The organism is Caballeronia sp. (assembly GCF_028292365.1).
Taxonomy (GTDB): Bacteria; Pseudomonadota; Gammaproteobacteria; order Burkholderiales; family Burkholderiaceae; genus Caballeronia.
Window position 1 is genome coordinate 1 of the sequence record NZ_JAQGMM010000434.1, and the last position, 26,209, is coordinate 26,209.

Annotated in this window: 22 protein-coding genes and 2 pseudogenes; 15 read left to right on the forward strand and 9 right to left on the reverse strand. The window is 58.0% G+C overall.

Annotated elements, in window-relative coordinates:
- The 7 genes and pseudogenes from JWR14_RS25920 to JWR14_RS25950 all read right to left on the reverse strand — a co-directional run.
- A pseudogene (locus tag JWR14_RS25920) lies at positions 1 to 74 on the reverse strand (Crp/Fnr family transcriptional regulator); the annotation flags it as partial.
- Between the two features lie 523 nt (positions 75 to 597).
- Positions 598 to 3,246, reverse strand: coding sequence for a glycoside hydrolase family 15 protein (locus JWR14_RS25925; protein WP_299714215.1), 2,649 nt, complete (start codon positions 3,244 to 3,246; stop codon positions 598 to 600).
- Positions 3,247 to 3,331: 85 nt separating this feature from the next.
- Entirely contained in the window at positions 3,332 to 4,438 is a 1,107-nt protein-coding gene (locus JWR14_RS25930; RefSeq protein WP_299714153.1) for a PHB depolymerase family esterase, read from the reverse strand.
- 232 nt (positions 4,439 to 4,670) lie between these two features.
- Positions 4,671 to 5,474, reverse strand: a complete 804-nt coding sequence (locus tag JWR14_RS25935) for an enoyl-CoA hydratase (RefSeq protein ID WP_299714156.1) — start codon at positions 5,472 to 5,474, stop codon at positions 4,671 to 4,673.
- Positions 5,475 to 5,485: 11 nt separating this feature from the next.
- Positions 5,486 to 7,129: an acyl-CoA synthetase gene (locus JWR14_RS25940; RefSeq protein ID WP_299714159.1), complete on the reverse strand. Its 1,644-nt coding sequence runs from the start codon at positions 7,127 to 7,129 to the stop codon at positions 5,486 to 5,488.
- A 210-nt stretch (positions 7,130 to 7,339) separates the two neighbouring features.
- Complete coding sequence (locus JWR14_RS25945) at positions 7,340 to 8,431, reverse strand: NAD(P)/FAD-dependent oxidoreductase (protein WP_299714162.1); 1,092 nt, start codon at positions 8,429 to 8,431, stop codon at positions 7,340 to 7,342.
- 116 nt (positions 8,432 to 8,547) lie between these two features.
- A complete protein-coding gene (locus tag JWR14_RS25950) occupies positions 8,548 to 8,853 on the reverse strand; it encodes a hypothetical protein (RefSeq protein ID WP_299714165.1) in 306 nt (101 codons plus the stop codon).
- A 172-nt stretch (positions 8,854 to 9,025) separates the two neighbouring features.
- Between JWR14_RS25950 and JWR14_RS25955 the strand changes: the two genes are divergently transcribed.
- From JWR14_RS25955 to JWR14_RS25995, 8 genes are all read left to right on the forward strand, one after another.
- Positions 9,026 to 9,163 carry a hypothetical protein gene (locus JWR14_RS25955; protein WP_299714168.1) on the forward strand — a complete coding sequence of 46 codons (138 nt, stop codon included), beginning with the start codon at positions 9,026 to 9,028 and terminating at the stop codon, positions 9,161 to 9,163.
- 339 nt (positions 9,164 to 9,502) lie between these two features.
- Positions 9,503 to 10,300 carry a sulfotransferase gene (locus JWR14_RS25960; RefSeq protein ID WP_299714171.1) on the forward strand — a complete coding sequence of 266 codons (798 nt, stop codon included), beginning with the start codon at positions 9,503 to 9,505 and terminating at the stop codon, positions 10,298 to 10,300.
- A 164-nt stretch (positions 10,301 to 10,464) separates the two neighbouring features.
- A complete protein-coding gene (locus tag JWR14_RS25965; RefSeq protein ID WP_299714174.1) occupies positions 10,465 to 10,710 on the forward strand; it encodes a hypothetical protein in 246 nt (81 codons plus the stop codon).
- A gap of 1,088 nt (positions 10,711 to 11,798) precedes the next feature.
- Positions 11,799 to 13,592 (forward strand): pyrrolo-quinoline quinone, encoded by a 1,794-nt coding sequence (locus tag JWR14_RS25975; RefSeq protein WP_299714218.1) that lies wholly within the window; start codon positions 11,799 to 11,801, stop codon positions 13,590 to 13,592.
- Between the two features lie 535 nt (positions 13,593 to 14,127).
- Positions 14,128 to 14,856, forward strand: coding sequence for a cytochrome c biogenesis CcdA family protein (locus JWR14_RS25980; protein ID WP_299714177.1), 729 nt, complete (start codon positions 14,128 to 14,130; stop codon positions 14,854 to 14,856).
- Position 14,857: 1 nt separating this feature from the next.
- Positions 14,858 to 15,391 carry a thioredoxin family protein gene (locus JWR14_RS25985; protein WP_299714180.1) on the forward strand — a complete coding sequence of 178 codons (534 nt, stop codon included), beginning with the start codon at positions 14,858 to 14,860 and terminating at the stop codon, positions 15,389 to 15,391.
- Positions 15,392 to 15,641: 250 nt separating this feature from the next.
- Positions 15,642 to 15,935 carry a hypothetical protein gene (locus JWR14_RS25990; protein ID WP_299714183.1) on the forward strand — a complete coding sequence of 98 codons (294 nt, stop codon included), beginning with the start codon at positions 15,642 to 15,644 and terminating at the stop codon, positions 15,933 to 15,935.
- 367 nt (positions 15,936 to 16,302) lie between these two features.
- Positions 16,303 to 17,682 (forward strand): O-antigen ligase family protein, encoded by a 1,380-nt coding sequence (locus tag JWR14_RS25995; RefSeq protein ID WP_299714186.1) that lies wholly within the window; start codon positions 16,303 to 16,305, stop codon positions 17,680 to 17,682.
- 42 nt (positions 17,683 to 17,724) lie between these two features.
- Here the strand turns inward: JWR14_RS25995 and JWR14_RS26000 are convergent, their stop codons facing one another.
- On the reverse strand, positions 17,725 to 18,621 hold the full coding sequence (locus JWR14_RS26000; protein ID WP_299714189.1) for a LysR family transcriptional regulator: 897 nt from the start codon (positions 18,619 to 18,621) through the stop codon (positions 17,725 to 17,727).
- Positions 18,622 to 18,711: 90 nt separating this feature from the next.
- On the opposite strand from JWR14_RS26000, the gene JWR14_RS26005 reads away from it, so the two are divergent.
- The 7 genes from JWR14_RS26005 (at position 18,712) to JWR14_RS26035 (ending at position 25,879) form a co-directional block, all read left to right on the forward strand.
- Positions 18,712 to 19,671 carry an SDR family oxidoreductase gene (locus tag JWR14_RS26005; protein ID WP_299714192.1) on the forward strand — a complete coding sequence of 320 codons (960 nt, stop codon included), beginning with the start codon at positions 18,712 to 18,714 and terminating at the stop codon, positions 19,669 to 19,671.
- Between the two features lie 110 nt (positions 19,672 to 19,781).
- Entirely contained in the window at positions 19,782 to 20,159 is a 378-nt protein-coding gene (locus JWR14_RS26010; RefSeq protein ID WP_299714195.1) for a hypothetical protein, read from the forward strand.
- A gap of 645 nt (positions 20,160 to 20,804) precedes the next feature.
- Positions 20,805 to 23,171 carry an ATP-binding protein gene (locus tag JWR14_RS26015; protein ID WP_299714198.1) on the forward strand — a complete coding sequence of 789 codons (2,367 nt, stop codon included), beginning with the start codon at positions 20,805 to 20,807 and terminating at the stop codon, positions 23,169 to 23,171.
- A gap of 52 nt (positions 23,172 to 23,223) precedes the next feature.
- The gene (locus tag JWR14_RS26020; protein WP_299714201.1) at positions 23,224 to 23,946 is read left to right on the forward strand and encodes a methyl-accepting chemotaxis protein; all 723 of its coding nucleotides are present in this window, start codon (positions 23,224 to 23,226) and stop codon (positions 23,944 to 23,946) included.
- Between the two features lie 19 nt (positions 23,947 to 23,965).
- A complete protein-coding gene (locus JWR14_RS26025; protein ID WP_299714204.1) occupies positions 23,966 to 24,505 on the forward strand; it encodes a hypothetical protein in 540 nt (179 codons plus the stop codon).
- A gap of 30 nt (positions 24,506 to 24,535) precedes the next feature.
- Entirely contained in the window at positions 24,536 to 25,495 is a 960-nt protein-coding gene (locus tag JWR14_RS26030; protein WP_299714207.1) for a chemotaxis protein CheX, read from the forward strand.
- A gap of 18 nt (positions 25,496 to 25,513) precedes the next feature.
- Positions 25,514 to 25,879 carry a response regulator gene (locus tag JWR14_RS26035; RefSeq protein ID WP_299714210.1) on the forward strand — a complete coding sequence of 122 codons (366 nt, stop codon included), beginning with the start codon at positions 25,514 to 25,516 and terminating at the stop codon, positions 25,877 to 25,879.
- 46 nt (positions 25,880 to 25,925) lie between these two features.
- Here the strand turns inward: JWR14_RS26035 and JWR14_RS26040 are convergent.
- Positions 25,926 to 26,209 (reverse strand): annotated as a pseudogene (locus JWR14_RS26040) (glutathione S-transferase); the annotation flags it as partial.

The window sequence follows — 26,209 nt, forward strand, 5'->3', positions numbered from 1 at the left end:
AGCGCTTGCCATTCGTGCGCCGGAAGCGCGCCCAACAGATGATTGCCGTGCAGGTCTGATTTGAGGGTCAACATGATTTTTTCTTCTCTGATTCGTGCGCTGTGCGCGTATTTTTTTCTGGTCCACCTCGCGTCTTCGTGATGCATCTGACGGCATCCATCGAAGACATGTTGCGACCAGCCCCGTAAGCAGACTCGCCAAAGTCGATTGTTATTTTTAGACCCCGGCTAGTGCTGCACCACACATAAAGCGAGGACCGTGCCAGATCTCGGAAACCCGCTACCAGCATGGAGTCTCATTGGATATGCAGCAGCACACAGTGGGGGCGAGAACGTTTTTGATTCACTCTTGAACAGTGCATGCGCGAACGAACGCGATCCGTCCGATCAAACGCGCAAACGCTTTCGTCTAGTCAATGCCTTGCTGGAGGCGCATCCGATCTTTGAAACGCCATCTGAAACCGCTGTCTGGCGGCGGCAAAATCCCAGTCGCATAAGCCCTTGTCGGCCGTTTTAAAAGTGATACAGAAATGTCTGCTCAATCTGGCGTGACCGGGCGAAGTTTGCTTCCTGCGTAGTCTGAAACACGGTTCGACGCTCACCAGCCGACCGTATCGTTCAATGCCGCGCCGCCCGACGCCGGCACGTTCAGCGTGCGATTGCCACCTCCGGATACCTTCTCCCACGTCACGCTTCCATCGGCGTTCTTGCGGTAGTACTTGTATTGAACGCTGCTGCCCGCCGGCAGATTCACCGCATTGCTCCACACCGGATAATTGGCCGGGTCCACCGGCAGTCCGAGGTCGGTGTTCCAGTTGCCGAGCGCGTCCGTGCCGCCGGTTACATACAGGTACTGCCCTGTCTGCGTCGCGGCCTTGACGCTGATCGTGACGCCCGCCTGCCCGTTCGCGGGCGCGATCACGCAATTGCTATAACGCGCACATACGATTGACGGAATATCGACGACCCGGCCCGCATGAATCGATGCAAGCAGGCTGATGTACTCACCCATCGCCCAGTTGAGCGGCGCCATGGATTTGGTCGGCGCACCGGCAGTGAATCCTGGCGGCGTCACGACCTGCCAATTGCCGGGCAGCGTGACCGTGTTGGTCCAGATCTGTTCCGGGATAAAGCCTTCCGGCGTCGCGTAGGACCTGACGGCATTGAGGTACGCAGTGCCGCTGCTGCCGACTCCGCTGCTCGCGATGCTGAACATCCCGCGCTCGGCTGTAAAGATGGGCCACGCGCGGCCGACACCCGTGCCGTCGAAATTGCTGCCGTCGTTGTGTTCGCCGTAACCGCCGAAGTTATAGCGGAACCACGCCTGATTCGAGTGCTTCACGTTCATCGCGAGCACGGCATCGTAGGCAGAAAGCGTACCCATGATAGTGGGATCGTTGGCGCGCTTCACACCCATGCGAACCAGCTCTAGAAAACCACCGTCGACCACCGCGCGCTCATCCTGCATGCCGCCACCGTTCTTCACGAGAAAGCTTTGCCCCGAGTCGGGATAGCTGGTTGGCTCGTAGCTTTGTGGGCTGCTATCCGAGCTACCCGGGCTACTCGAGCTACTCAAGCTCACAGCCCCGCTCTTGCTCGCCGGATTGATGCGGACGTAGTACTTGCCGTTTCCGTACACGCCCGTGTTGGTGTAGGTCCAGTGCGTGACGTTCTGTTGCCAATAGTCGGCGGCAGCAAGGTAGCTGCCCGCGCGCGCATTGTCGCCGTTATCTTGCGCAATGCGCGCAGCGGCAACGAGGCCCGCCACCTCTGCGGCTATGGTCGATGGAGAATAGCCGGAGTCCTCTTCCCAGCGATCCTGATAAGTCCACGGCCCTGTGCGGAGAATATAGTCAGCGGTGAGCGCGATCTTCGGCCACAACGCGTTATAGACGCCCGGACCGAGACGCCACGCGAGCAGGATCGGCATGGCTTGCTCGTCCATTTGCGTCCCCTGCCAGTACGGCCAACCGCTCACCCACGAATTTTGCGGGAAGCGGCCGACGCGGCTGAACCCTTGCGCGCAACCGTCGGCATCGTATTCGGCGGCGCCGCAATCAGTCTTCTGTTGCAGCGTATTAAAGAGGTAGTTGACGACCGTGGCAGGTGTCGTCGTATCGCCGGCGGTGATCAGCGCATTCGCGAACTTGAAGAGATCGCGCGACCACACGAGGTGATAGCCGCCAATATTACTGTCGCCCTGCGTCTCGCCCCATGGCGTACCGATGCCTGCGATCATCGCGCCATTGCTCTTGTCCTGCATTGTCTTGAGCGTCATCGCGGCGAGGTAGTACTCGTCGTCGGCGGTGTTGCCTTGCGACGAGAGGCCCGAGGCATAGGCATGCCACGCGCTGTCATATTGCGTGCGCAGGCCGTCGAGGTCGTCGCCGAGCGTGGCCGCCGCGGTCTGCATCGCGTTGCTCGCGGACGTGCTGTCGAACGAAACAACGACGTTGAACGAGAGGCTGGTCACGCTGCCGCTGCCGAGGTCGAGCCAGCCCATCTGTGCGATGTTGCCGTTGGTCGCCGACGAGTAGGTCCAGTCCATTTTCTTGTCCGGCGATACCCCGCCGAGCAGATCGGTCCAGCCGTCGCTCTGCGCGACGAAGCCGTTCGATACCATCGTGGTCCCGCTTTGCACTTTCCACGGCAGAGAAGCGGCAAGTGCCGAATAGCGGGTGTTGTGGTTGGCGACCAGCATCACGTGGCCGTTGCCGGCGGTGGCCGTGGTCCCGGTGTTGCCCGAACCGGCGTTGTCGAGATGCGGCTTGAACAGCAAATACACGTTGTAGTCGTTCACATGCGTTCCGTTCAGCGCCTGGAACGTGACACGCTCGATCAGCGAATTGTGTTTAGGATCGGCATAGATGGTCTTGAGGATCTGCCAGTTGTGAGCACCATTGCCCGTCGTTACCCGCCAGCTCATCGTGCGCGGGTCGGTCTGCACGGACGTATAAGGCTGAAGCTTTTCCTCGTCGACGAACGTGCCGGCGGCATCGCTAACGAGGAACTGCAAATCGACGGACTCCGTTGTGTCGAGCACCGGGTAATACACCTCCGACACAATGCCGCGATAGCCCGTGAAATACACCTGCGAAGTCGCACTCAGCGCCGTCCCGAGGAAGGACTTCTGCGCTGGTCCGTGCACCGCAGCCGCGCCTGGAGCGCCGAAGGCCTCACCGGAAGTCGCGGCATGAGCGACGCCGAGCAGCAAGGCCGTCATTGCCGCGATGGCCCACCGAAACATGATCGCAAGTTTCATGACATGCCCTTCCCTGGTTCACCCGTGCAGCGCTTATGGTCGATCAATGCGGTCGATCAATGCTCGTCGATCAATGAGCGCCCGAAACCAATCTGTCGATCATGTTGCGGATCGTGCGCAACTGGACGCCTTGCTGATCGGCAAAGTGCTGACCGGTGTAGCCCCACCAGTCCCAGCATCCATTCGGATTCAGTCCGGGAATCGACACCGCTTGCGGAAACAACACGACAATCCGGTTATTGTCCGCCCACTGGGCATAGCCCGCGTGCCGGACGAACGTCGTGCCGAAGAAGAGGCCGCCGCCCGGAGGCGACTCGAGCGGCAAGTAGTCCTGGCCCTGCTCGCACCCATGCAGCACGATATGCAGACGGCAAGCCTCCCCGGCCTTGCAAGCGGCCGGCACATACAGCCAGCCGGTGGTGTCCATGCCCGTGGTCCAGGCGAAGCCCGAAGAAGGATCGCCCGGCAGATAACGCGTCTGGTCGAAGCGGATGTAGCTCCCTTTCTTCGTCGATGCGGTAGACGGAGCAAGCGGATCGGGGCCGTAGATCCAGCCGAGAATTTCCTTCGCGCCATCGACATGACACTTGCCTATGAACGGCGACTCGGTCTTGCCGCACGCCACGCCGTAGTTCATGGTCGGCATGGTGTGACCTGCATTGTCGAGTTCGATCTTCGAGATGTTCCGCGCCGGCACGCCCAGCGCAGCGTAGTACGCCTGCAGTTGGGTGACCACGGGCCGCGGCACAGTGGCGTCGCTCGCGCCGGAGATCGTGATCACGCGTTGTGCAACGATGTTCGCTGCATTGTCGATATTGTGGCTCGCTGACGATGCCTTCGTGAACGACACAAGTTTCGGCACGTCGGTGCTTGTCGCCGTGACTGCGCATGCGCTCGCGGGCAGGATCGTGCACGAACACTTCGTTGTCGCGATCACCGCGCTGCCCTGTGAGCAATGGTAGGGACCGCCCGCGACTACGCCCACTCCCTTGATGATGGAAGAATACGCAACGCCAAGCTGCACCGCCATGAAGCCGCCGGACGAGAGCCCGGAGACTGATGTTTGCGTGATATCGAGGTTGAGCGCCGGCAATGGTGGAGTGGTGGCCGGGTCCGCGAAAGAGCCCGGCGACAGCGTCGCGAGCACCGTGGCACAAATACACAGGATGGCTCTCATGGGCTCGTCCTTCGCAGTTCTACGTGCTTTTTATGTGCTTCTCGTCAGCATCGGTAAAGGAATCGCCGCCCTCGTAGCAGAGTCATCCCGGATGCAGGCACTCGAGCAGTGCACGCGACGTCCTGGCGCCGATGCGTCGAATTAATCTTAGTCAATAAATCGTGGTCGGGATCGAAGTTTTTCAGCAGCCCATGACGTCGCCGCCAGCGCATGACCACCCGCGTTGGTCACCTCACGTTTCGCGCCACCGTGGCGGGCGTTTCTGAATGAACGCCTCGATGCCCTCAAGAGCCGCGTCGTCCAGCATGTTGCGGGCCATTGTGTCACCGGCCAGTTGATACGCGGTATCGATGCCTGCCTCCAGTTGCCGGTAGAAAAGAAGCTTGCCGGCGGCGATCGCTGCACGCGGCTTCTCGCTGATACTCGCCACGAGTGCACGAATTGCATCGTCCAGCCGTTCGGGCGCGGAGACTCGGTTAACAAGGCCGCGCTCACACGCGGTTTGTGCATCGATATAGTCGCCGGTCACAAGCATTTCGAATGCGGCCTTGCGAGACAGATTGCGTGACAGCGGCACACTGGGCGTCGAGCAGAACAATCCCAGGTTGACCCCGGACACAGCGAAGCGAGCGGTGCTTGCGGCCACCGCCAGATCGCACATTGCGACCAGTTGACAGCCCGCCGCGGTCGCGACTCCGTGCACACGTGCGATCACGGGCTGCGGTATGCGCTGGATGGTCAACATCATCTGCGAGCAGCGAGCAAACAAATCCTGGTAGTACGCGTAGGAAGGCTTGGCGCGCATCTCTTTCAGATCGTGGCCCGCGCAAAACGCCCGGCCCGCGCCTGCAAACACAACGACGCGCGCATCGGACGCAGCCACTTCATCCAGGCTGCGTTGCAGCGCGTCGATCAATGCTTCGGACAACGCGTTAAATGCGTCCGGCCGGTTCAGCGTTATCCGTACTGCGCCGGTAATTCCATAGATATCGTGATCGATCAACATCAATGGGTCTGGACTTGCGCTTTCGTTCATGTTCGCCTCCATCATACGTCGATGGCCGAAACCGACCCGGCACGCTTACGCAGTTCGAACTTCTGTATTTTCCCGGTCGATGTCTTCGGCAACTCGCAGAACTCGATCGACCGCGGCACCTTGAAACCCGCGAGATAAGCTTTGCAATGCGCGACCAATTCCGCGGCACTCACCGTTGCGCCCGCCTTTAACTCGACGAAAGCACAAGGCGTCTCACCCCAGCGAGGGTCCGGCTTCGCAACGACGGCGGCCGCGAGTACCGCGGGATGGCGATACAGCACGTCTTCAATTTCGATGCTTGAAATATTCTCCCCGCCCGAAATGATGATGTCCTTGCTGCGGTCCTTGATCCGGACATAACCATCCGGATTGACGACCCCCAGGTCCCCGGTGTGAAACCAGCCGCCGCGTAACGCTTCCTCTGTCGCCGCGGGGTTCTTCAGATAACCCTTCATCATGATATTGCCGCGAAACATGATCTCGCCGATGGTCTCTCCATCCGCCGGCACTTCCTGCATCGTCAAAGGATCGCGTACCGTCACGGCATCCTGCAAGTGATAGCGCACGCCTTGCCGCGCATTCAGACTCGCGCGCTCACCTATGTCGAGCGTGCTCCATTGAGCTTGTTGCGCGCAGACGGTCGCCGGGCCATAAACCTCGGTCAAGCCGTACACATGCGTCAGCTCGAAGCCAAGCCGCTCCATGCCTTCGATCATGGCCGCAGGCGGCGCCGCTCCGGCAACCATTGCATGGACTCGGTGCGTAATTCCGGCTTTCATCTCATCGGGCGCATTGACCAGCAGGTTCTGTACGATCGGCGCGCCGCAATAGTGCGTCACTCGCTCGCGGCGAATCAGATCGAAGATCGTTTTAGCATCGACCTTGCGCAAGCATACGTTGACCCCTGCCCGCGCGGCTACGGTCCAGGGGAAACACCAGCCATTGCAATGGAACATCGGCAGCGTCCACAAGTACACCGCGTGCTTTGGCATGTCCCATTCAAGGATGTTGCTGACCGCGTTGGTATACGCCCCGCGATGGTGATAGACAACGCCCTTCGGATACCCTGTTGTCCCCGATGTGTAGTTCAGGCAGATCGCATTCCACTCGTCCGATGGCGGCGCCCATTCGAACGCAGGATCGCCGCTCGCCAGCAGCGCTTCATAATCTAGTTCACCAATACGCTCGCCCGGTCCGGAATATTCGGAATCGTCGACGTCGATGACGACAATCGGATGGTCTACATTTGCAATGGCCTCGCGCATCACGGCGGAGAATTCCCGGTCGACCAGCACCACTTTCGCTTCGCCGTGATTCAGCATGAACGCGAGCGTGCTGGCATCGAGGCGCGTGTTGAGGGTATTGAGGACTGCGCCGATCATCGGGATACCGAAATGAGCTTCTACCATCTCGGGAATATTGGGTAGCATGGCGGCGACGGTGTCGCCAACGCCGATGCCTCGGGAGCTCAACGCGGAGGCCAGACGTCGTGCGCGTGCATAGGTCTGCGCCCAGTTACGTCGGACCGCGCCGTGCGAAATGGCGGGCATCGTCGGATAGACTGACGCCGCCCGCTCGATGAAGGTCAAAGGTGTCAGGGCTGCGAAGTTGGCAGCGGTTTTGTTCAATCCCTCTTCATACATGTCGTTGCTCATCGCATCTCCCTTGTCCCGTTTAGCCTTCGATTTTTCGAAGGTCTATTCGAATGGCGAGGTTTGCCCCTCACGCTTCGCACTCGATATTACGCGCGATAGAGCGCAGTGGCGGGATTGTTGGTTTTGATTGTCTCGATCGGCCATTTCGCGAGGCACGCGTGCCTTCCGGGAGAATACGGTTCCTCCTGAACTCCAAGACAGCGCGCGGTGCTAAAGGCGCGTAATTTCGTCTGCAACCCGTTGCGCCTCGACTCCGATTTCGCGCAGCATGCCGGTCGGCGAGACGACAAACCCACAGTAATGCAGCCCGGATTTTGTCTCCCCGCCGAGCAAGTCGCTCTGCGGCGCCAGGAGAAAGTCGCTTCCTGGGCGAAACCCTGTCGCGGCAACAACTGCGTCAAACTCCCGCGAACGCCCGTCATCAAATGTGATCTCAGTCTCACCTATCTCGCGGATATCTCCGAGCACCTGAATGTGGCCCTCGCGGACCAGTTTGACTGTACCGACGTCGATGAGCGGGATTCGTGTCCTCGTCTTGATTTGCGTAAAAGGACCCATCGGGAGTTTGCGGAAACCCAGCTTGGTGATGTCTCCAATAATGAGTCGCACGAGTGGCGCAGCGAGCGCGTCAGCGAGTCGCGCAGGAAGGCGGCTCAACGCGATAGAGATCGCGAGTATGGGGACACCGAAGACCTCGCGCGGGATGATGTTCACCGGTCCGCGAACCGCCATTGCCACTCGCGCGCCGTGCTCGTGGAGATCGACCGCAATCTCTCCGCCACTGTTGCCTAAGCCGACGACCAGAACGCTGTGGCCTCGGAATGACTCGCCACTGCGGTACTCGCTGCTGTGCAAGATACGACCGCGGAAACGCTCCTGGCCGCGCCACCGTGGCACATACGGAACGGCATTGCAGCCGGTGGCCACGACCACCTGCCGCGACTGATAGACGCTGGCAGATGTAGTCACCGTCCATCCGGGATTGCCTGGCCGTACAGTCCTGACCTCCTCGTTGAAGTGCGGCGCCAGCTCGAAATGCCGCGCATACAACTCGAGATACTCGATCACCTGTTCGCGCGAAGGATAACGTGGCGTTCCGGCGGGAAATGAAAGATAAGGCAGGGTCGAACGGTCCCGGTCGGAGTGAAGGTGCAACCGGTCATAGTGACAGCGCCAGCTCGAACCGACCTCGCTCGCCCGGTCCACAATCATGCAGGATGCTCCGCACTTCCTTAGACACGCAGCCACCGCGAGGCCAGCAGGCCCAGCGCCTATCACAAGCGTATCTACCTGCTGTTCCATTTGCGCCCTACGAGTCGTGATTCCCGCAACGCAATGAACTCGACTCACAAAACCAGGCGTGCCAGCGAGCCGAGAAGGACATGAGCACGCACTGCACGAGCCAGGGTACGTTGCTGTCAAGCACCCGCGTTGGACGGGGGAGCATCTTTCAGCCAGTCCACAAGTTCAGCGCGTACCGTATAACGAGGCGCGGCCATCCACGCAATCAGATCTGCGTACAGTTGATTAAGTGTGCGTTCGTCGAGGTCGAAATCTCCGTCCAGCCGGTCGCTCTTATCACTCTCGTCATGCCGTAAATGAATGCCCCTGACTTCATGGCCGTCCCAGTATGCAACCGTCTGCTTATTGATATCGGCAGTAGTGCCGAGCGGCCGGTTGCGCAACAGGGTGGTCAATGCAGGTTGAATCGATGCGTAGTCCATTTCCATATTCCGCTTGCTATCGCTTAGAGGTGTGCAGCGCGGAAAGATTCTCGTCATACGATTGTGTTGCTGCATGAGAATGCCGCCATGCCATGCCATGCCACGCCACGCCACGCCACGGCGTAGGCTCGCTCATCATGTCACTGGAACCCACACGAAAGGAGATGGAACCATGATCGACAAACTCGACCTGCTCGCCGCCGAGGAAAGCCCTTACTTGGCTGTTGCACGAATCGTCGTGAACTCGCAGCCGGCATGGTCCGATGTCCGCTCAACTGCGGTAGACAATGGAATGGCATTCAGCCCGTGATACGGACTTAGCACTCATCGCCCGCTCGGAGGGGTGTATCGGATCCGTAAGCCGACGCATGAGATGTCATCCGAGTTCCGCCAAAGTCATAACTGATGTCCGTGCCACGCGCCAAAGTCGTTCGATCCATTGCTCGAATTAAACTGGTTTGTTCGTCATGTCGCTCGGTGCTGGGACCTTCCGGCGCGGAGCGTCCTGGACAATTTAGTGCGGTCAAGCGGGGCGATACGCATACGAATTCCTGGGAGAAACAAGCCGGTCATAAAGGTCAGCGTTGCGTCAGGTTCGTGCCATCGGCGATGCGTATTCTTGGAAACGGAACAATCGTCAGGATGGCAAATGGAATCATCCCCGCTTTTCATCGTTGGCTCGCCCCGTTCCGGAACGACCTTTCTTTGTTCCGTCCTGAACGCGCATCCGCTCATTCAGCTGACCAATGAGTGCCGGATCTTTGCTTTGCTCAAAGACACTTTGGACGTCGGCAGCAATCGTCCTGACTTGCTCAGCTCGGCCTGCTGTGACTGCTTTTCCGATTTCAGCCGTCGCACGCTTGGCGCTTGGGTCGAGCGTTTTTATCGCGAAGAACTTGAGATAAGCGCGCCCATCTGGGGAGACAAGCATCCGTCTTATGCCGACCCCACAGTGCTATCTGGCCGCACAGGCTCGATCGAACGCTTGCCACGTTCCGGATCCTGCCTAAGGTTGATTCGCGAGTTGCTGCCGCAAGCACGCTTCATTCACATTCATCGCGATCCTCGTCACGTTGCCAATTCGCTGCTGCATAAGCAGTGGATCGGGTCTATAGAAGATGGGATACGCGTCTGGGAGCAATACGTTGGCGAGATCATCGAATTTTTTGAAGAGATCCCGGCAGACCTTGCCCTGACCCTCTCTTATCGCACTGTGATTGAGGACCCGGTCACGACAGCGGCGAGTATCGGGCAGTTGCTCGACCTGGCGGATGCGTCACCGATCAGTGACTTCCTTCTGTCTCAACGCCGTGCCCCGACGCCGTTCAGTGATCCCGTGACCGATATTGCCGATCTCTATGTCGTACCTGGTGCACCGGCCGGCGGCGACAAACTCCTTGCGCTGGCGGGAACGACGGCTACACATTTGGGTTACGCAGCGGCGTAGCTGCAACTCGCGACTCTAAGATTATCCGGTTGCAGGTGCCACGCTAGGCTCAAAGCGAACAATTGATATTTTGCGCTGTCCGCAATCCACCGCTTTTCGACAGGAACTCCGGATAGTCGGTCGAACGATCACTCCTTATCTTGTAGGATTGATCGGAGGCGCGGATGGACGCGAGAATTATCGCGATCGTAAAGTCGAAAGGAATTTTAGCAACGCTTTGGGAATTCGACTTCACAATAGAAAACAGCGAAGGCCGGGCGTTAGAGGGCACCGTCTCCCTGGACGAGGCGATCGAGTTCGCAAACCGTCGTGATCTAGGCCCAGTCGCCGAAATGTGTCGCGCAATCAAAACCACGCCGCCGCCCGACTTCTCCTGGCTCGTTGGAAGGATTTTTAGAGACCCCCGTTGAACCGTTTGACCGCCACAGAATTTTGCTGCGTAGCGCGCGACCGCCGGCGTCGTGACTGCTCGTCGTGATTGTTCGTCGTGATGCTGCAAGCACAAATTTGCGCGGCTCAACTGCGCCCCTTCCTTTTTGGTCTCCGTCCCCGGTGGAGTTCTATGTCGCCATCGCCGCAAAGAGCACCGACGGTACCATCGATAGCGCGATGAGCGCAGATCAGAATGCTCTACGTGCCTGATAAGCGCGCCATCAATCGTTGGGCATCAAGGGGCGCCCAAACCTTTTGATCATTGTCGAAGTAGCAGAACAGATAGCGCGGATCCTTGACGCCAAATATAAAATGAACCGGCGTCGCCGAGTACCAGGGCTCATAACTCTTGGGCGATTGGAGGAAACAGTGCGAGCCGTTTATTTCGTCGCGTCTTACACACGCGAAGCGAACTCAAGCTCGAGAGACTGTTGAATATCCTTAGGATAAAACACTCCGCGCCACCCCTGATAGCGCCAACCCGATATTCCGATTTTATTAGCCACCGTTTCTCTCGCGCTCGGCGGCATGATGCACTCCAATGTAACGGAGTTCATGTGGAATCTTTCGTGGTGGACGTGCCATCGAGTGCGATTCCAGGGTGAAGACAACGAGGATGGTTTGGTCACGCTACTGGGCGGTAGACAGTGCGGTCTCACCCAATATTTCATCCGCTTTTTTTGATCATATGTTTTAACTGGACACCTCTTTCCCGATCACTTAATTTTACTGAACATATGAACTGGGTTGAATGCGAGTGCTTGATATTCATCTGACATTCTCTCCCTGACAATGTTGCACCACCGGCTAGCACCCAATACGTCTGATGCAAAAGCGCAAAGAGAACGTCTCTCTTCCTCAGGCGCTTTTATTGCTGATACAAACCGCTGTATATCGCGTTGTGACCCTCGGCTGCAGCGAGTATTCTCGCTTGCACGGTGTGGGTATGACGTTTCGCGGACCGCTCGACTGCCGCTGGAGAATCGCCATGAAAGATCTGCAACCTGATTCAGCTTTTTATCCGATTTCTCCGCGTTACCTATTTAAAATTTGTGCAGGATTGCTGATGGTGGTTTGCATCGGGTCGTGCGGCGGTTCAAGCAATAGCCCGACCACCACCGCCAGTGCGGGCGGCGCCAGCGGTACGACCGCAAGCCCGAGCGCAGCGTCCGCCCCGTCCACGACCACGCCCGCCAGCACGACACCTACGCCAGCCGCCAGCACCCCCGCTGCAATGCCCACGACCACCGTGCCGACCGGTACCACTCCAACCACAACGCCCACGCCGACCACAACCACACCCACACCCGGCGGAGCGACTACCGGCCCGACGCCTACGGCTGTGCAAAGCTACGCAACAGATGTCCTGATGCATCACAACGACCTCGCACGAACCGGCCAGATGCTTGCGGAAACGACTCTCACGCTGGCCAATGTCAACTCGACCGCGTTCGGAAAAATTCGTTTCCTGCCGGCCGACGGCAAAGTCGACGGGCAGCCCCTGTTCGTGACGAATCTCACGATGGGTACCGGCGTGCATAACGTCGTATATGTCGTGACGGAGCACGACAGCATCTATGCCTACGACGCCGACAGCGGCGCCGCGTTATGGCAAATATCGTTGGCGCCTGCGGGCGAATCCCCGAGTGCGGACGTCGGCTGCACGGACATCACGCCGGAAATAGGTATCACGTCGACGCCGGTCATTGATCGCTCGCGCGGCCCGAATGGCGTCCTATATGCCGTGGCGATGACCACGGATGGCAGCGGCAACGTCCATCATCGCCTGCACGCTATCGATCTGGCGACAGGAGCCGAACTGTTCGGCGGCCCGACCGAAATCGCCGCGACGTATCCCGGCAGCGGCTCCGAAGGCGCGAACGGCCTCCTTACCTTCAACCCGGCCCTGCACACCGTGCGCTCCGCGCTGACGCTGGTTAACGGCACCGTCTACATGGGATGGACTGCTCACTGCATGTCCGGCAATTACAACGGCTGGCTAATGGCCTACAGCGCGGACACGTTGAAGCAAACCGGTGCGCTTCCCGTTACCCCGAACGGCACCAAGGGATCGATCTGGATGGCGGGTTCGGGCATGGCATCGGACGGGGCCTCGATCTATTTTGTCGACGGCAATGGCACTTTCGGCACGACGCTCAACGCGCAAGGATTTCCAGTCGACGGCAATTTCGGCGACACGTTCGTCAAGTTATCGGCTACCCCAACACTGGTGGTCACCGACTACTTCGCCATGTATAACACCGTGGCCGAATCCGATGTCGATGGCGATTTCGGCTCCGGCGGACCGATGCTTCTGCCTGATCAAACCACGGCGAACGGTACGGTCAAACATCTGGCCTTGGCAGCAGGCAAGGACACTATTATCTACGTCGTCGATCGCGACAACATGGGCAAGTTCAGTCCTACGGCCAACAACATCTGGCAGCAAATAACCGGCGTCCTGGCTGGCGGCATCTGGGGCTCGCCGGCGTACTTTAATCATGTTGTGTACTACGGAGGCCAGACCGATACCCTCAAGGCGCTACCTATCACCAACGCTCTGCTCGCCACCGCTCCGTCCTCGCAGAGCGCGCTACAGTTTCGCTATCCCGGCGCCACGCCGGCTATTTCGGCGAACGGCACGAGCAACGGCATTGTGTGGGCGGCAGAAAATGGCCCGGTTGGTGCGCTTCACGCCTACGATGCCACCAATCTCGCGCACGAGTTGTACAACAGCAATCAGGCCGGCACGCGAGATCAGTTCGGTGCGGGCAACAAGTTCATCACGCCAATGATCACAGCGGGGAAGGTGTACGTAGGAGCGACGAACGGCGTTGCAGTGTTCGGCTTGCTACATTAGTAGAGGGATATGAAGGGTGGATCCAGCGTAAATACAGGCTCACCACCCGCCCCTTAGGATCCTTAAAAACAGCGTCAGGATCATCTACGTCCGTTGCATTGCAGTTCTTCAACTACCACCGGCCTCTCTCAAGACGGCCTCCCGCGCCGCATGCCAGCTGCTGCCGAAGTTTCGGCGACCCATCCGGCGTCTTCATGAAATAGATTCGTGTCCTGAACAATCGCGTCGTCACTGGCCAGTGACGACATCGGTCCTTGCTCTGGCACAAGCGGCGGTTGCGATGTGCTACCCGAGCAGGCAGTACACACTTCGAACCTGATCGCCTGCAGTAGCGGAATGCTCGCTGCAAATTGGCACTCTTGAGATTCTCCGCGATGGACAACGTCTGCTTGACACCCTGGCGCACGGAGATTTGTGTCGCAGTGTATCCGCACCATTCCCTGACACAAAACGTTGCACCGCGCAGTGTCCCTGAAACAAGCCAGATACGTCCGGACGTTCCAATACGGTCATACCAGCCAACGGAGCGCCCATCGTGCACAACACCATTGAAACACCGCTCGCCTTGCTCGCGGGCCTGCTCACTATTGCATCGCCCTGCATCCTGCCGGTAATGCCGATCCTGCTCGGCACGTCAGTCGAGCGGCCAAGCCGCGTCCGCCCCTTGTTTATCGTCGCCGGTTTCATCCTGACATTCGCGTCCTTCGCGATGCTGCTCGGCGCGGTGTCCAGCACAGTGCATGTTGCCCAGCAAGTGTTGCGCAATACCGGCATCGCGTTGTTGGCGATGTCTGGACTGCTGCGGGTGTGGCCAGGTCCCTATGACTGGCTGGTGGCGCGTCTGCAACCGCCACTGCAACGCATTGGCGCCGCGGTCGCGCCCGGAGTTCAGCTCGGGGTTCAACCCGGAAACGGCAACGCGGGCGGCTTCGTGCTCGGCATGTCACTCGGTGCGGTGTGGACGCCCTGTGCCGGACCCGTGCTGGCATCCATCCTGGTGCTGGTGGTCAGGGCTCAGGACCTGGGATGGTCGGCGCTGCTGCTCACCCTGTATGCGATCGGGGCCGCCATACCCATGCTGGCAATCATCTATGGCGGTCATTACATGACTCAGCGGGTCCGGATAGTGGCACGTCACGCCGAGCGCCTGCAGCAAGTGTTCGGCGTACTCGTCATGCTCACCGCACTCGCGATCTACCTGCAAGTCGACGTCCTGGCCTACGCCCGGATCGCCGCTATTTTCCCCTCCCTGAAAGGACTCTGACATGCTCTTACGACTCAAGAATCTTGCCATCACGGCCCTGCTGGTTGCAGCAGCAGCCACCGGCTCCGCAGCATTCGCAGGCACGCCCAAGAACCCGGCGACTGCGCCGGAATTCACTGGCATCGACACATGGTTAAACAGCGAACCTCTGACCATGCAGCAACTGCGAGGCAAGGTCGTGCTGGTTGAATTCTGGACCTATACCTGCATCAATTGCATCAATACGCTGCCGTACGTCCGGAGCTGGAACCAGAAGTACAAGGACCAGGGCCTGACGGTCGTTGGTGTACACACCCCCGAATATCCGTTCGAGCGCAGCACCGGCAACGTCAAGACGGCTATTAAGCGCTTCGGCATCACTTACCCGGTGGCGCAGGACAATCGGTATGCGACGTGGAGCGCCTACAACAATCAGTATTGGCCAGCGATTTATCTGATCGACAAGAAGGGACAGGTTGTCTATTCCCGCTTTGGCGAAGGCGCTTATGCAGAGACCGAAGCGAAGATCCAGGCACTGCTCGCCCAGAAGGAATGATGCAGGATTGATGGCGGAATGTATCTGGGGGCCAAGACGATACACAGCATTTCACTTGTCCGCTTTTGTGACACATGCCAGATACCTCAGTGAGTTTAAATGCACTAACGCGGCGGCTTTGAAAATTCTCATGGACGATTCGCGTTGCATGTAGATATCTATTTTTATTTCAATAAATGTAGTACACCCTATTAATTTTTTCCGACGCACAGGATGACCCTGATGGACGGAAAACCCTGGAGGTTTCATCATGAACAAGCATCTCATTGCCACACTCATCATCGTAGCCAGCGCCACACTCACTGCCCCGGCCTTTGCCAGTGGCTACGGACCGTCGGTCCACTACAGCCCGATTGAAGGGGCGCCCACATCACAACGCGGGCAAAGTGCCCAGACAATCCGCGCGGAATACATCGCCGCCGGAGCGAACGCCGGGACGAGTTCGGACACCCGTTCATATGGCGGTGTTGCAGACTCAACGGCCAACTCTGACAACCGCACCGTGCTGGCAGAAAACGGGCGCTTGCCCTTCACGCATCACTAGTCGAAGTCGAATCAGGCTCAAGGATCGCGGATCGGTCGACTGTTCGGCCGGCAAAACCTCATCTTCTAGCGAACTTTGAGAAGCCAAAACATCGCGTGTTCCCGTCTACGCGACTTCCATGACTTTCCCATTTCTCGTGTGGCGAAAAACCCATGACGCAATCAGGGTCAGTCTTTACGGCAACATTATTCAATTACGCCGCGTCACAATCAGCCCGGAAAATCAGCGCTTATCGTACAATTCGCAGCCGCCAGATAATTTAACAAACTCCGGAATCGCGATGATTAACCTGAGATTGCAATCTTGGGCCGGGGAAGCTCTGTCCGGTGTATGCGCAGTGCTGTTATTCGTGGGGATGTTCGACCATATGACAGCCATTAAATACGTGGGCATCGGCATTCTTATAGCGCTTGTCGCTTCGTTTGCCACTAAGTCTCTACTAACAAATTCGCCCGATCGCGCATTCCCCGCGCCATCCTTGCTCATGGCGCTTGGCGTTTGGTCGCTTTGGACCTTGACGTCTGCAACCTGGTCAGTCAATCCGGATGCGACCTTGCATGCGTGGCTTGACGAGGTGGCGTATCCGCTAGCGGCGTTCTACGCTTTCTGGCTCGTTGGGCAATCATCGCCCAGGCAACAGCACCTATTACAGAACGTGGCCTGGGCCACGTGCCTGATCCTGGCCGTGATGAGTGTCGTCTACTTTCACTATCTTGACCCAGGCGCCGCCAAGCCGGGGCTGATGCATTTTTATGCGCGCGTAGGCCATTCCAGCACGCTCGCACTCATGGCCATTCCCCTCTTTGCGACAATGACGACCAGGACGGCAACGAGACTGCGTGGCCTGACAGGCGTGCTATTTTGCGTGGTGATTGGCGGCGCCACGTTGAACCGATTCTTCTGGATTGCGCTAGCGGTGGTTGCTGTGGTGCTGTTATGGCCCCGTTCATCGCGCGAGCGTGTCCGCGCATGGACCGCGCTAGGCGCGTTGCTTGTGGTGACGCTGGTCGCGGTGGGGTTCAGCAACAAGCTTCGGCTAATGGACTCGTCCGTTAGCGGCGTTGCCGCTCCTGCCGTGCAAGTGTCCGGAGCAGCACCGGCCATGCTACGTGTTGTTGCTCGCGCCCCTGATACTGATACTGGCCCTGGTACCCAGCTTACGAGTATAGAAAGCGCGCCAGCGCCCGGACCCGCAACATTGATTGAGCGGTTGCGTATCGTTAGTGGCATGAACCGGGCTATGCGCTCGGATGCGCGGCCAAGGATATGGGCATTCTATGGAAGCCAGGTCGCCAAGCACCCCTGGATCGGCATTGGTTTTGGCAAACCTTTACCCTCGCTGGCTTACGGAAGCCTTGTTCCAGACGACTTGTTCAAGCTGGACGGTAATGTGCGCACGCATGCGCATAACCTCTTTCTCAATACTCTGCTTCAGGTCGGGATTGTCGGGCTGATCCTCCAGCTGGCAGCCTTGGGTTGCCTCGCTTATCAGTTTTTCGCGGTGCGCCTGATCTATCCTCGGTTGTATCGCGCCGGCATTGCGTTGATCCTGGGCATGCTCGCCAAGAATCTGACCGACGACTTCATGTGGCAATCGACCATGCTGATGTTCTGGTCCTACTGCGGCTTGTTGTTAGGTCAATCCGCCGTTCGCTTGAATACGCTTGGCGCGACGGCAGGTGGATATCGCGCCGCGCCGTCGATCAATACCAAGCCAGCGGAGCGTGAGTTGGAAACTGTAGGCTGACGGTTCGCGAAACGTTCGCGGCTTAAGAAATCTGGTTTTTCCTTAGGCCCCGCGAACGTATCGATCCAGTCCTTCGGCAAGGGCTGCAAAGGCGACCTTACAACTCGGGTTGTCGCGCAGATCTTCATGCATGGCAAGCCAGGTATCCAGTCGAAGCGAAATCTTCCCGGGGAAGAGACGGATCAAATCAGGGTCGCGGCGAGCAAGCCCCACTTGGCACATCCCAATACCAAAACCTGCACGCAACATTGCAAGCGAAGCGAGGTCGCTGTCAGTGCGCAACGCCATCAGCTCCCGGCGCAGCTCGGGTAGCTGGCTCTTCACGCTGCGAATAAATGCGGTTTCCTTGTCGAAGCCTATGAGCGCATGCTTAGCCAGCTCGTCGATACTCGCCGGCTTGCCGCGACGTTTCAGATAGCGCTTGTGCGCATAAAGCCCAAGCTCAACGTTGCCAATTCGACGCGCAATCAATACCCCCTGGCTTGGCCTCTGCATCCGCACTGCTATGTCCGCTTCGCGCTGCAGCAGGTCTTCCATCCGGTTTGACGGCATCAGTTCAATAACGAGTTCGGGGTAAGCGACGTGCAGCGCGGTGATGATAGGCGGCAGCACCTCCACGCTAATGACGTCGCTGGCAGTAATACGAATGGTGCCGCCGACTCCCACGCCCTGACTCGACGCGGCCCGCAATAGCGCAGCACTGTTCGATTCCAGCGCTTCGGCAAACGGCTTCAGCGTCAACGCTTCCTGCGTAGGGCTAAGACCCTGTTGCGTACGGATAAAGAGCGCATAGCCCATGGCCAGTTCGAGCGCATCCACATGCCGCCCGACTGTAGGCTGCGTCAATCCTAGCGCACGCGCCGCTCCCGAAAGCGAACCCTCGCGCATCACGCCCAGGAAAGTCCGGTAAAGATCCCAGTTAGGTTCGGTCTCAGTCATACAAAAATGTATATCAGGTCTATTGGTATAGATAATTTCATTTAACTGCCGTCTGCGCAAGAATAATCACCAATACTTCAGGAGGCAAAGATGACAGACACTCGCATGGCCTTGGTTTTGGGCGCTACTGGCGGCATTGGTGGTGAAGTGGCGCGGCAACTCGCTGCGCGTGGCTGGAAGGTACGCGCGTTGCATCGCGACCCCGTTGCGTTGACTAACCGCGACGATCGATTCGAATGGGTCAAGGGCGACGCAATAAATCGTCAGGATGTAATTGCAGCCGCAGACGGTGCGCAGATTATTGTCCACGCGGTCAATCCGCCGGGATATCGCAACTGGGCCGAACTCGTGCTCCCGATGATCGACAACACCATTGCCGCGGCGCGCGCTTCCGGTGCGCGGATCGTGCTGCCCGGCACGGTCTATAACTACGGCCCGAAGGCTTTTCCTGTATTACGCGAATCGTCGTCTCAAGAACCGCTCACGCATAAGGGTGCGATTCGCGTCGAGCTGGAGCGCCGCCTGCAAGCAGCAAGCTCGGACGGCATACGCAGTCTTATCGTGCGGGCAGGCGATTTTTTCGGCCCTGGCAGTACCGGAAATAGCTGGTTTTCAGCGGGCATCGTCAAACCGGGCAAACCCGTTCGCGCGATGTTCTATCCCGGGAAAACCGGTATCGGACATCAGTGGGCTTATGTGCCGGACGTCGCCCAAACCATGGTGCGGCTGGTCGAACAGGAACATCAGTTGCCCGTCTTCGCGACCTTTCACATGCAGGGTCACTGGGACGCCGACGGCACGCGAATGGTCGGCGCAATCAAACGCTCGGTCGACCAGCCCAGCGTGAAAGTGCGTGCTTTCCCCTGGTGGGTGCTTCCACTGATGTCGACATTTTCGGAGACGTTCCGTGAGATGCGGGAGATGCGCTATTTGTGGAAGGAACCCATACGCATGGAAAATGCTTCGTTGCTGGCTACGCTAGGTGAGGAACCGCATACGCCTTGGGATGAGGCAGTCAAGACTACGCTGACGTCGTTGCATTGCATCTAAGCGTCTTGTCATCTGCACGGCGTGGGGGGGGACGTGGGGCATATCTTCCAGCAAAGCAATCGCGTTGAAAGAATTCATGCTGTGCCACCTGACGTCAACGCGTTCCCCGTATGAATCGTTTAACTGAAATCGCCGTCTGGACACGGCGCTTGTTATCCGGTGGAAATCTCATCGCGCACGATGGAATGTGGAACGGTCAGCAGGTCGTCCCGCGCCAATGGCTGCTCGACGCAACCACGGTAAGCTCGCCCGCGAGTTTTCTCGCGCTCGGGCATCCAAAAATGTTCATGGGTTACGGTTATCAAGTGTGGATCCTGCCCGGCGATCGCCGCGTGTTCGCGTTGCAGGGCATGGATGGACAAAGGCTTATTGTCGACCCGCGCTCGAAGCTTGTGCTGGTGCAGACCGCGGTGTGGACCAACGATCAGGATCCAGACATGCTCGAAGTCCTGGCGTTATGGAACGCGCTTGTCGAGCAATATGGCTAGTGATCTTAAGGATGTCACAACCTATACAACGTGACAGCATTGTTGTGAAACAGGGCGACGATTGACCGGCTGACTTTGAGTCGGTGGAACATCGTCTGCCCCAGTGTTGCGCATTCGGGCGCTCCTTTTGTGAGGTGCTCAGGCTTCCCGTACTGGCTGAAGCGATTGGAGCACGTGCCTGTTCAATCCAGCGCTACCCCTCTAGTGAAATATCTGACGCGGCGATTCCTTTTATTGATGGGTCGAGCGCAGCGTGCAAATTCGCCGTGCGCTTCAGCGCGGTCCGCTCTCTTCGTGCGCCATTTTTAATAGCGTTTAGTCGAGCGTGCTTAACAGCGCCCACGCAAACGTTAAACCTGTTTTTCAGCTTCAGAGAATGTTTTAAATCCTTGATGTTAACGGCTTAATCTCATAAAACTTTAGAGCCATTTTCGCAAACATTCTTTTGCGTAAATAAGACACAGCGCGCTGACCAAGCCCAGCAAGGCTCCTTCGGGTAAACGACATTATTTCTCTTAAGCAGTCACGTATTAGTAACATTAAATCAACACTATTCGAGTCTCTTAAAGAATCGCCTATTTTCACAAGGCCGACCTGTTCTTAGTCAGGGCTTGATACACCAGTTTAGCCCGGGGAGTTTCTCGAATGACTATCCGTCATCGCATTACGTTTTTGGTCATCCTGATGTTTGTCGCTTTATCCGCGATAGGCGGGTACGCCGTCTACCAGACGCGGCGCAGCGCGTCTGAAGTCAGGCAAGTCACAGAAGGCGTGGTACCCAGCGCGCTGGCTTCTGCGGATCTCGTTTCGCAGGTCAAGGACGTGCAACTCGCCACCATGACGCTCGTGTATTCGCCCGACGGCAACGTCGTTGCCCAGGCGCAGGACGCATTGAACGAGAAGAAAGCGTCCTTGCAGCAAGCACTCGCCTTCCAGGCACGCAATGCGCACAGCCACGCGCAGGTCGGGCTGGTAAGCCAAGCCAACGAGAGCCTCGAGAATTATTTCTCGGCTATCAACGACACCGCAAAGATGAAGGCCGCAGGCAAGAGCGAGCTCGCGCAAGCGTTCTTGTTTGCCAACGTGGCCCAGTATCGGGACGAGCTCGAAGGGATCGTCGAGACGCTTCGCATCGAGAAGAACCGTGAGAAAGACGAGGCAATCACAGCGCTGAACCACACGCTCGCCACAACCACGACCGCTATCGCCATTGTGACGGGGATCGCTATTGTGCTGCTGAGCCTGATTGGTTCCCTGCTGTATCGCCAGATCACGCGGCCGCTAAGCCGCATGCAAGCAATGATGAGCGAGATTGCTTCCAGCCAGGACTTCACACGTCGCGTGCCGGTGGGGCGGATGGACGAGATCGGCCACTCTATTGTCGCGTTCAACGGAATGATCGAAAAGATCCAGGAGAACTCGGCCTTGCTCAAGCAGAAGACCGCGGACATCCAGGCCATGTTGCAAAACATGCAGCAGGGCATCCTGACGGTTGTATCCGGGGCTGTTGTCCATGCCGAGTACTCCGCGCATCTTGAAACAATCTTCGAAACGAAGGACATTGCCGGCCGCAGTCTCATGGACCTGGTGTTTTCCGATACCGACCTTGGTCCCGACGTGCTCTCGCAAGTGGACGCAGCCAGCCACGCATGCCTGGGCGAAGACAGCATGAACTTCGAGTTCAATCAGCACCTGCTGGTACACGAAACCACGAAGCACATGCCCGATGGCCGCGTGAAAATACTCGACCTGAGTTGGTCCGCCATCACCGATGAAACCGACACCATCGTGCGCCTGATGCTTTGCGTGCGGGATGTTACCGAGCTGCGCGCACTCGCGGCTGAAACGAGCGAGCAGAAACGCAGGCTGGAAATGATTGGTGAAATCCTCGCGATCAACCAGGAAAAATTCCACCACTTCATCGAGAGTTCGACCAGCTTTATTAGCGAGAACGAACGGATCATTCGCGAGCACCGCCAGGCTAACGGCGCGGCTATCGCTGAGCTGTTCCGCAACATGCACACGATCAAGGGCAACGCGCGCACCTACAGCCTGCAGTACCTGACCGACATCGTTCACGAGACCGAGCAGAGCTACGACGAACTGCGCAAGTCCGACCCGCAGCGGACCTGGGATCAGGAAGGCCTGGTACAGGAACTGGCGCGCGTGCGTGAAGTGGTCGAGAGTTACGCCGAGATCAACGAGGTCAGCCTGGGACGCAAGGGACCGGGCCAAGGCGGTAACGCGGAACGATATCTGACGATCGATATCGAGCATATCCAGGAAAGCCTGCGTCAGCTGGAAGCCATGAACGTGGGTAACCCCGCCGACCTGATCGAGATGCGCGACGCGGTGCATCAGACCTTACGCCTGCTTGGGACCGAAAGTATTGGCCAGGTCCTCTCCGGCGTGCTTGACTCGCTCCCTTCGCTCGCGATGGAACTCGGCAAGGACGCACCCGTGGTACGCATTCGTGACAACAATACCCGCCTGCGCAGTCACGCCAGCGGTGCGTTGAAAAACGTGTTCATGCACCTGCTGCGCAATTCGATGGACCACGGCATCGAGACGCCTGAGGCGCGCACAGCGCAAGGAAAAACGTCAGTCGGCACGATCGATATCAACGTGCAACTCGAAGAAGATGCGGTTCGCATTACGCTGAAAGACGACGGTCGCGGCCTCGCTTTAGGGCGGATTCGCAAGATCGCCGTTGAACGGGGTTGGATCGGCAGGGACGAGAATACCAGCGACGAGGAGATCGCCGATCTCATCTTCCGCCCGGGATTCTCGACCGCCGAGCAGGTCACGGAAGTGTCGGGCCGTGGCGTGGGCATGGACGCCGTGCGCGACTTCCTCAAGCGTGAGAACGGCAGTATCAGACTGCGCTTTACCGATGATCGTCAAGGTGCGGAATTCCGCCAGTTCGAAACCGTTGTTTGTTTGCCGAACAATGTCGCCGTAGAAAGCACCGGCGCATGGCCACAGCGCGAAGCCGACGAAGTTTCAGCCTAGAACCCACCCAAACAAGCGGCAGTGCATTGACTGAAACCCGGAAGGATTGATTGTGATTGAACAGTATCTGTTGGCAGCATTGGCAGGGGCCGTGGCAACAGCCATGCTCGCCTTGCTCTTGCACAAGTGGCACGGCTCAAGAACGTTGGCCCGGCTCCAGTCGGAAACAAACGGCCGCATCAACACGCTGATGCAAACCAACGCACAGCAGAGCGCCCTGATCGACCAGGGGCAGCAAGAGATTCAGCAACGGGAATCTTCCATCGCTCAACTGCACGATGACCTCGAAAGGCAGTTGAAAATCGCCGGCGAGGATCGTGCGGCGCTGGCAGCGTTAGTTGAAGACAAGGAAAATTTGCTTGACCACGCCAGACGGATTGCCGGTGAAGCGTCGCGACTCAAGAGCCTCGCGGCGACTTTCGAACGGTGGCACGAACAAATGATTTCGCTGATGACGCAGAACCAGGACATGCATGCGAAGAACCACGAGCTGTCCTCCATCGTCAAACATGTAGTGATCGTCTCGCTCAATGCGTCCATTGAGGCCGCGCGTGCGGGAAACGCCGGGCGTGGATTTGCAGTGGTGGCCGGCGAAGTGCGGGCACTCGCAGCGCGTTCGGAAGAACTCTCGCGGAGCTACCGGGACAGCCTGCATCGCAATGACCTGACAACGACCGCCACGTTCCAGGACATCCAGGCGGGCGGGAAGATGATCACCGCGTCGCTTAGCAGCGTTGAGGTGCTTGCCGATCAATTTCAAGCACGGCTCCACTAGGCATCAACCAGGCATCGAAATGATCAGCAGCAACGCACAAGCCAGTATTGAAGGCATCCTGCTTAAGGCAGCACGCTCGAGGCTGCCGCGGCAGCCGGGCGATGCCTGCGAGATCGTCCCGCTGGCGCAAGCCTATGACAATGCACGGCCTGAAGCCAAGGTCATCATTTTGACCATCTCGTCCATCCTGTTCCGGCTTCTACTGGTTTTCCATTTCGATGACGACGTCAGCACGCGCGATTACTTTGCAAAGGAAACCGGAGACATTTCACTTCAGGACATGCTCCTGGAGATCTGCAATCTTTGCTGCGGAGCCGTGAATCAAGACCTGCTGCCGTCCTTCCAGGATCTGGGAATGTCGACACCGTATGTGCTTAGCGCCCGTTGCCTGCCCTACCTCGAAGGACTGAAGCCGGACTATCTCTCGTCCTATGCAATCACGATCAACGGGTCGGTCCAGCTTGCCGCAACGGTCTGCGTATGCGCCCATGCGCCCATCGACTTCGTGGCCGACATGACCGCCGTGGAAGAAACCAGCGGCGAGCTCGAGTTGTTCTAATTTGGCGTTAACATCACGATGACAAGCGATATGAACGAGAACAAGCCGGTCAGCAAAGTGCTGGTCCTCGATGATTCCCCGGTTCACGCGAATGCGATCAAGCGCTTCTGCGACGAACACAATCTGGTCGGACTGAAGGTACGCAAGAATCGCCTGCTGTCCGTGCTGCGATCGAACATAGACCTGGGCGCCATCCTCTTTTCCGAAAGCTATGGCGGCTCCCTGGAAGAGAGCGCCGAGATCGCGATCAAGATCAACACCGTGCGTCCCGAATTGCCGATCATCATCCGCCGCGATTCAAGTGCCACGTTAGATGGTCTGCCGGACAGCCTGCGGCGGGTCTTGTGCGCGGCCTATCTTGCCTCAGACATGGCGCCGTTGCGCAAGGTCATCGACGAATATATCTTCAGCCTGGATTATCCGAACGCGCTGGTGCGCGGCATATTGGAGATCACCGAATCAATACTGAGCAGCCTCTTCAAGAACGTCAGCATTACCTGGGACACGCCCTGCATCGTCCGGGACCGTATCATTTTCGGCGAAGTGTTCAGCCTGATTCCGCTTGAGAGTACGTGGTGCCGCGGTTACATGATGATGCAGGCCGAAGAACAGCCTATCCTCGACCTGCTCGACCGGCACGACATGTGTGACGGTCCCGCTGATTTCCGCGATCTCAACAGCCTGCTGGGCGAAATCACCAACCTGATCTGGGGTTCATTCAAGAACCGCTACATGGGCGACGCCGACGCGCTTGCACGCAGTCAGGTGCAGGTGCCGCTGCTAGTCAATCACAAGCAGAAGTACATCTCGTTCGGCACCGCGAACCCGCAGTTGTGTTTCATGTACAACCTGACTGACGAACAGTCAGGTCACACGGTAAAACTTCATCAGCGCTTCATCTTCAACCTGAGCTGGTCGCCCGAGGACTTCAGTGAAGTCACCAAAGAGTTCGGCGCGGTGGTTGAAGCAGGCGAACTGGATCTGTTCTGATTTCTTAAGGAAAAAATCATGTCGAAAATTCTTGTTGTCGATGACTCCAGCACAGTGCGCGACGAGGTCGCCGGTTTCTTGAGAAAGAACGGGCTGGACGTAGAGACTGCTATTGATGGAAAAGACGGCCTCTCCAAGATGAAGTCAAGTCCCGGGATCAAGCTCGTGATCAGCGACGTCAATATGCCCAACATGGACGGCCTGACCATGGTCGAAAAGATTCGCGGCGAGCTCGTGAATACCACGGTCAATATCATCATGTTGACCACGGAAAGCAGCCCGGCCATGAAGGAGCGAGGCAAGGCCGCGGGCGTAAAGGGCTGGATCGTCAAACCGTTCAAAGGTGACGCCGTTCTGGAGACTTTCAGGAAACTGGCAAGCTAAGCGGGCCTCAAGACTCGGTCTCTAGACTCCGCCTTAAAACTCGGCCTCAAAACTCAGCGTCAAGTTCGTCGATCTCCTCGACCTCCTGCTGTGCATCCGCTATCCATTGCTGCATCTCGGGCAGTGCGAGAATGCGCTGCGCATACGCGACAATATCCGGCTCGAGCTTGACGTCGTAGGTGACAAAGCGCGTGACGACCGGCGCGAACATCGCATCGGCGGCGCTGAGCGCTCCAAACAGATAGGGGCCTTCGTATTGCTTTAGGCATTCGAGCCAGATCGCCGTGATGCGCTCGATATCCGTCTGCGCGCGTGCCCAGATCGCGAAGT

Bases quoted from the DNA above. Each gene is read 5' to 3' on its own strand.
- JWR14_RS25925 (WP_299714215.1), bottom strand. From the start codon at position 3,246: ATGTTTCGGTGGGCCATCGCGGCAATGACGGCCTTGCTGCTCGGCGTC.
- JWR14_RS25930 (WP_299714153.1), bottom strand. From the start codon at position 4,438: ATGAGAGCCATCCTGTGTATTTGTGCCACGGTGCTCGCGACGCTGTCG.
- JWR14_RS25935 (WP_299714156.1), bottom strand. From the start codon at position 5,474: ATGAACGAAAGCGCAAGTCCAGACCCATTGATGTTGATCGATCACGAT.
- JWR14_RS25940 (WP_299714159.1), bottom strand. From the start codon at position 7,129: ATGAGCAACGACATGTATGAAGAGGGATTGAACAAAACCGCTGCCAAC.
- JWR14_RS25945 (WP_299714162.1), bottom strand. From the start codon at position 8,431: ATGGAACAGCAGGTAGATACGCTTGTGATAGGCGCTGGGCCTGCTGGC.
- JWR14_RS25950 (WP_299714165.1), bottom strand. From the start codon at position 8,853: ATGGACTACGCATCGATTCAACCTGCATTGACCACCCTGTTGCGCAAC.
- JWR14_RS25955 (WP_299714168.1), top strand. From the start codon at position 9,026: ATGATCGACAAACTCGACCTGCTCGCCGCCGAGGAAAGCCCTTACTTG.
- JWR14_RS25960 (WP_299714171.1), top strand. From the start codon at position 9,503: ATGGAATCATCCCCGCTTTTCATCGTTGGCTCGCCCCGTTCCGGAACG.
- JWR14_RS25965 (WP_299714174.1), top strand. From the start codon at position 10,465: ATGGACGCGAGAATTATCGCGATCGTAAAGTCGAAAGGAATTTTAGCA.
- JWR14_RS25975 (WP_299714218.1), top strand. From the start codon at position 11,799: ATGGTGGTTTGCATCGGGTCGTGCGGCGGTTCAAGCAATAGCCCGACC.
- JWR14_RS25985 (WP_299714180.1), top strand. From the start codon at position 14,858: ATGCTCTTACGACTCAAGAATCTTGCCATCACGGCCCTGCTGGTTGCA.
- JWR14_RS25990 (WP_299714183.1), top strand. From the start codon at position 15,642: ATGAACAAGCATCTCATTGCCACACTCATCATCGTAGCCAGCGCCACA.
- JWR14_RS25995 (WP_299714186.1), top strand. From the start codon at position 16,303: ATGACAGCCATTAAATACGTGGGCATCGGCATTCTTATAGCGCTTGTC.
- JWR14_RS26000 (WP_299714189.1), bottom strand. From the start codon at position 18,621: ATGACTGAGACCGAACCTAACTGGGATCTTTACCGGACTTTCCTGGGC.
- JWR14_RS26005 (WP_299714192.1), top strand. From the start codon at position 18,712: ATGACAGACACTCGCATGGCCTTGGTTTTGGGCGCTACTGGCGGCATT.
- JWR14_RS26010 (WP_299714195.1), top strand. From the start codon at position 19,782: ATGAATCGTTTAACTGAAATCGCCGTCTGGACACGGCGCTTGTTATCC.
- JWR14_RS26015 (WP_299714198.1), top strand. From the start codon at position 20,805: ATGACTATCCGTCATCGCATTACGTTTTTGGTCATCCTGATGTTTGTC.
- JWR14_RS26025 (WP_299714204.1), top strand. From the start codon at position 23,966: ATGATCAGCAGCAACGCACAAGCCAGTATTGAAGGCATCCTGCTTAAG.
- JWR14_RS26030 (WP_299714207.1), top strand. From the start codon at position 24,536: ATGAACGAGAACAAGCCGGTCAGCAAAGTGCTGGTCCTCGATGATTCC.
- JWR14_RS26035 (WP_299714210.1), top strand. From the start codon at position 25,514: ATGTCGAAAATTCTTGTTGTCGATGACTCCAGCACAGTGCGCGACGAG.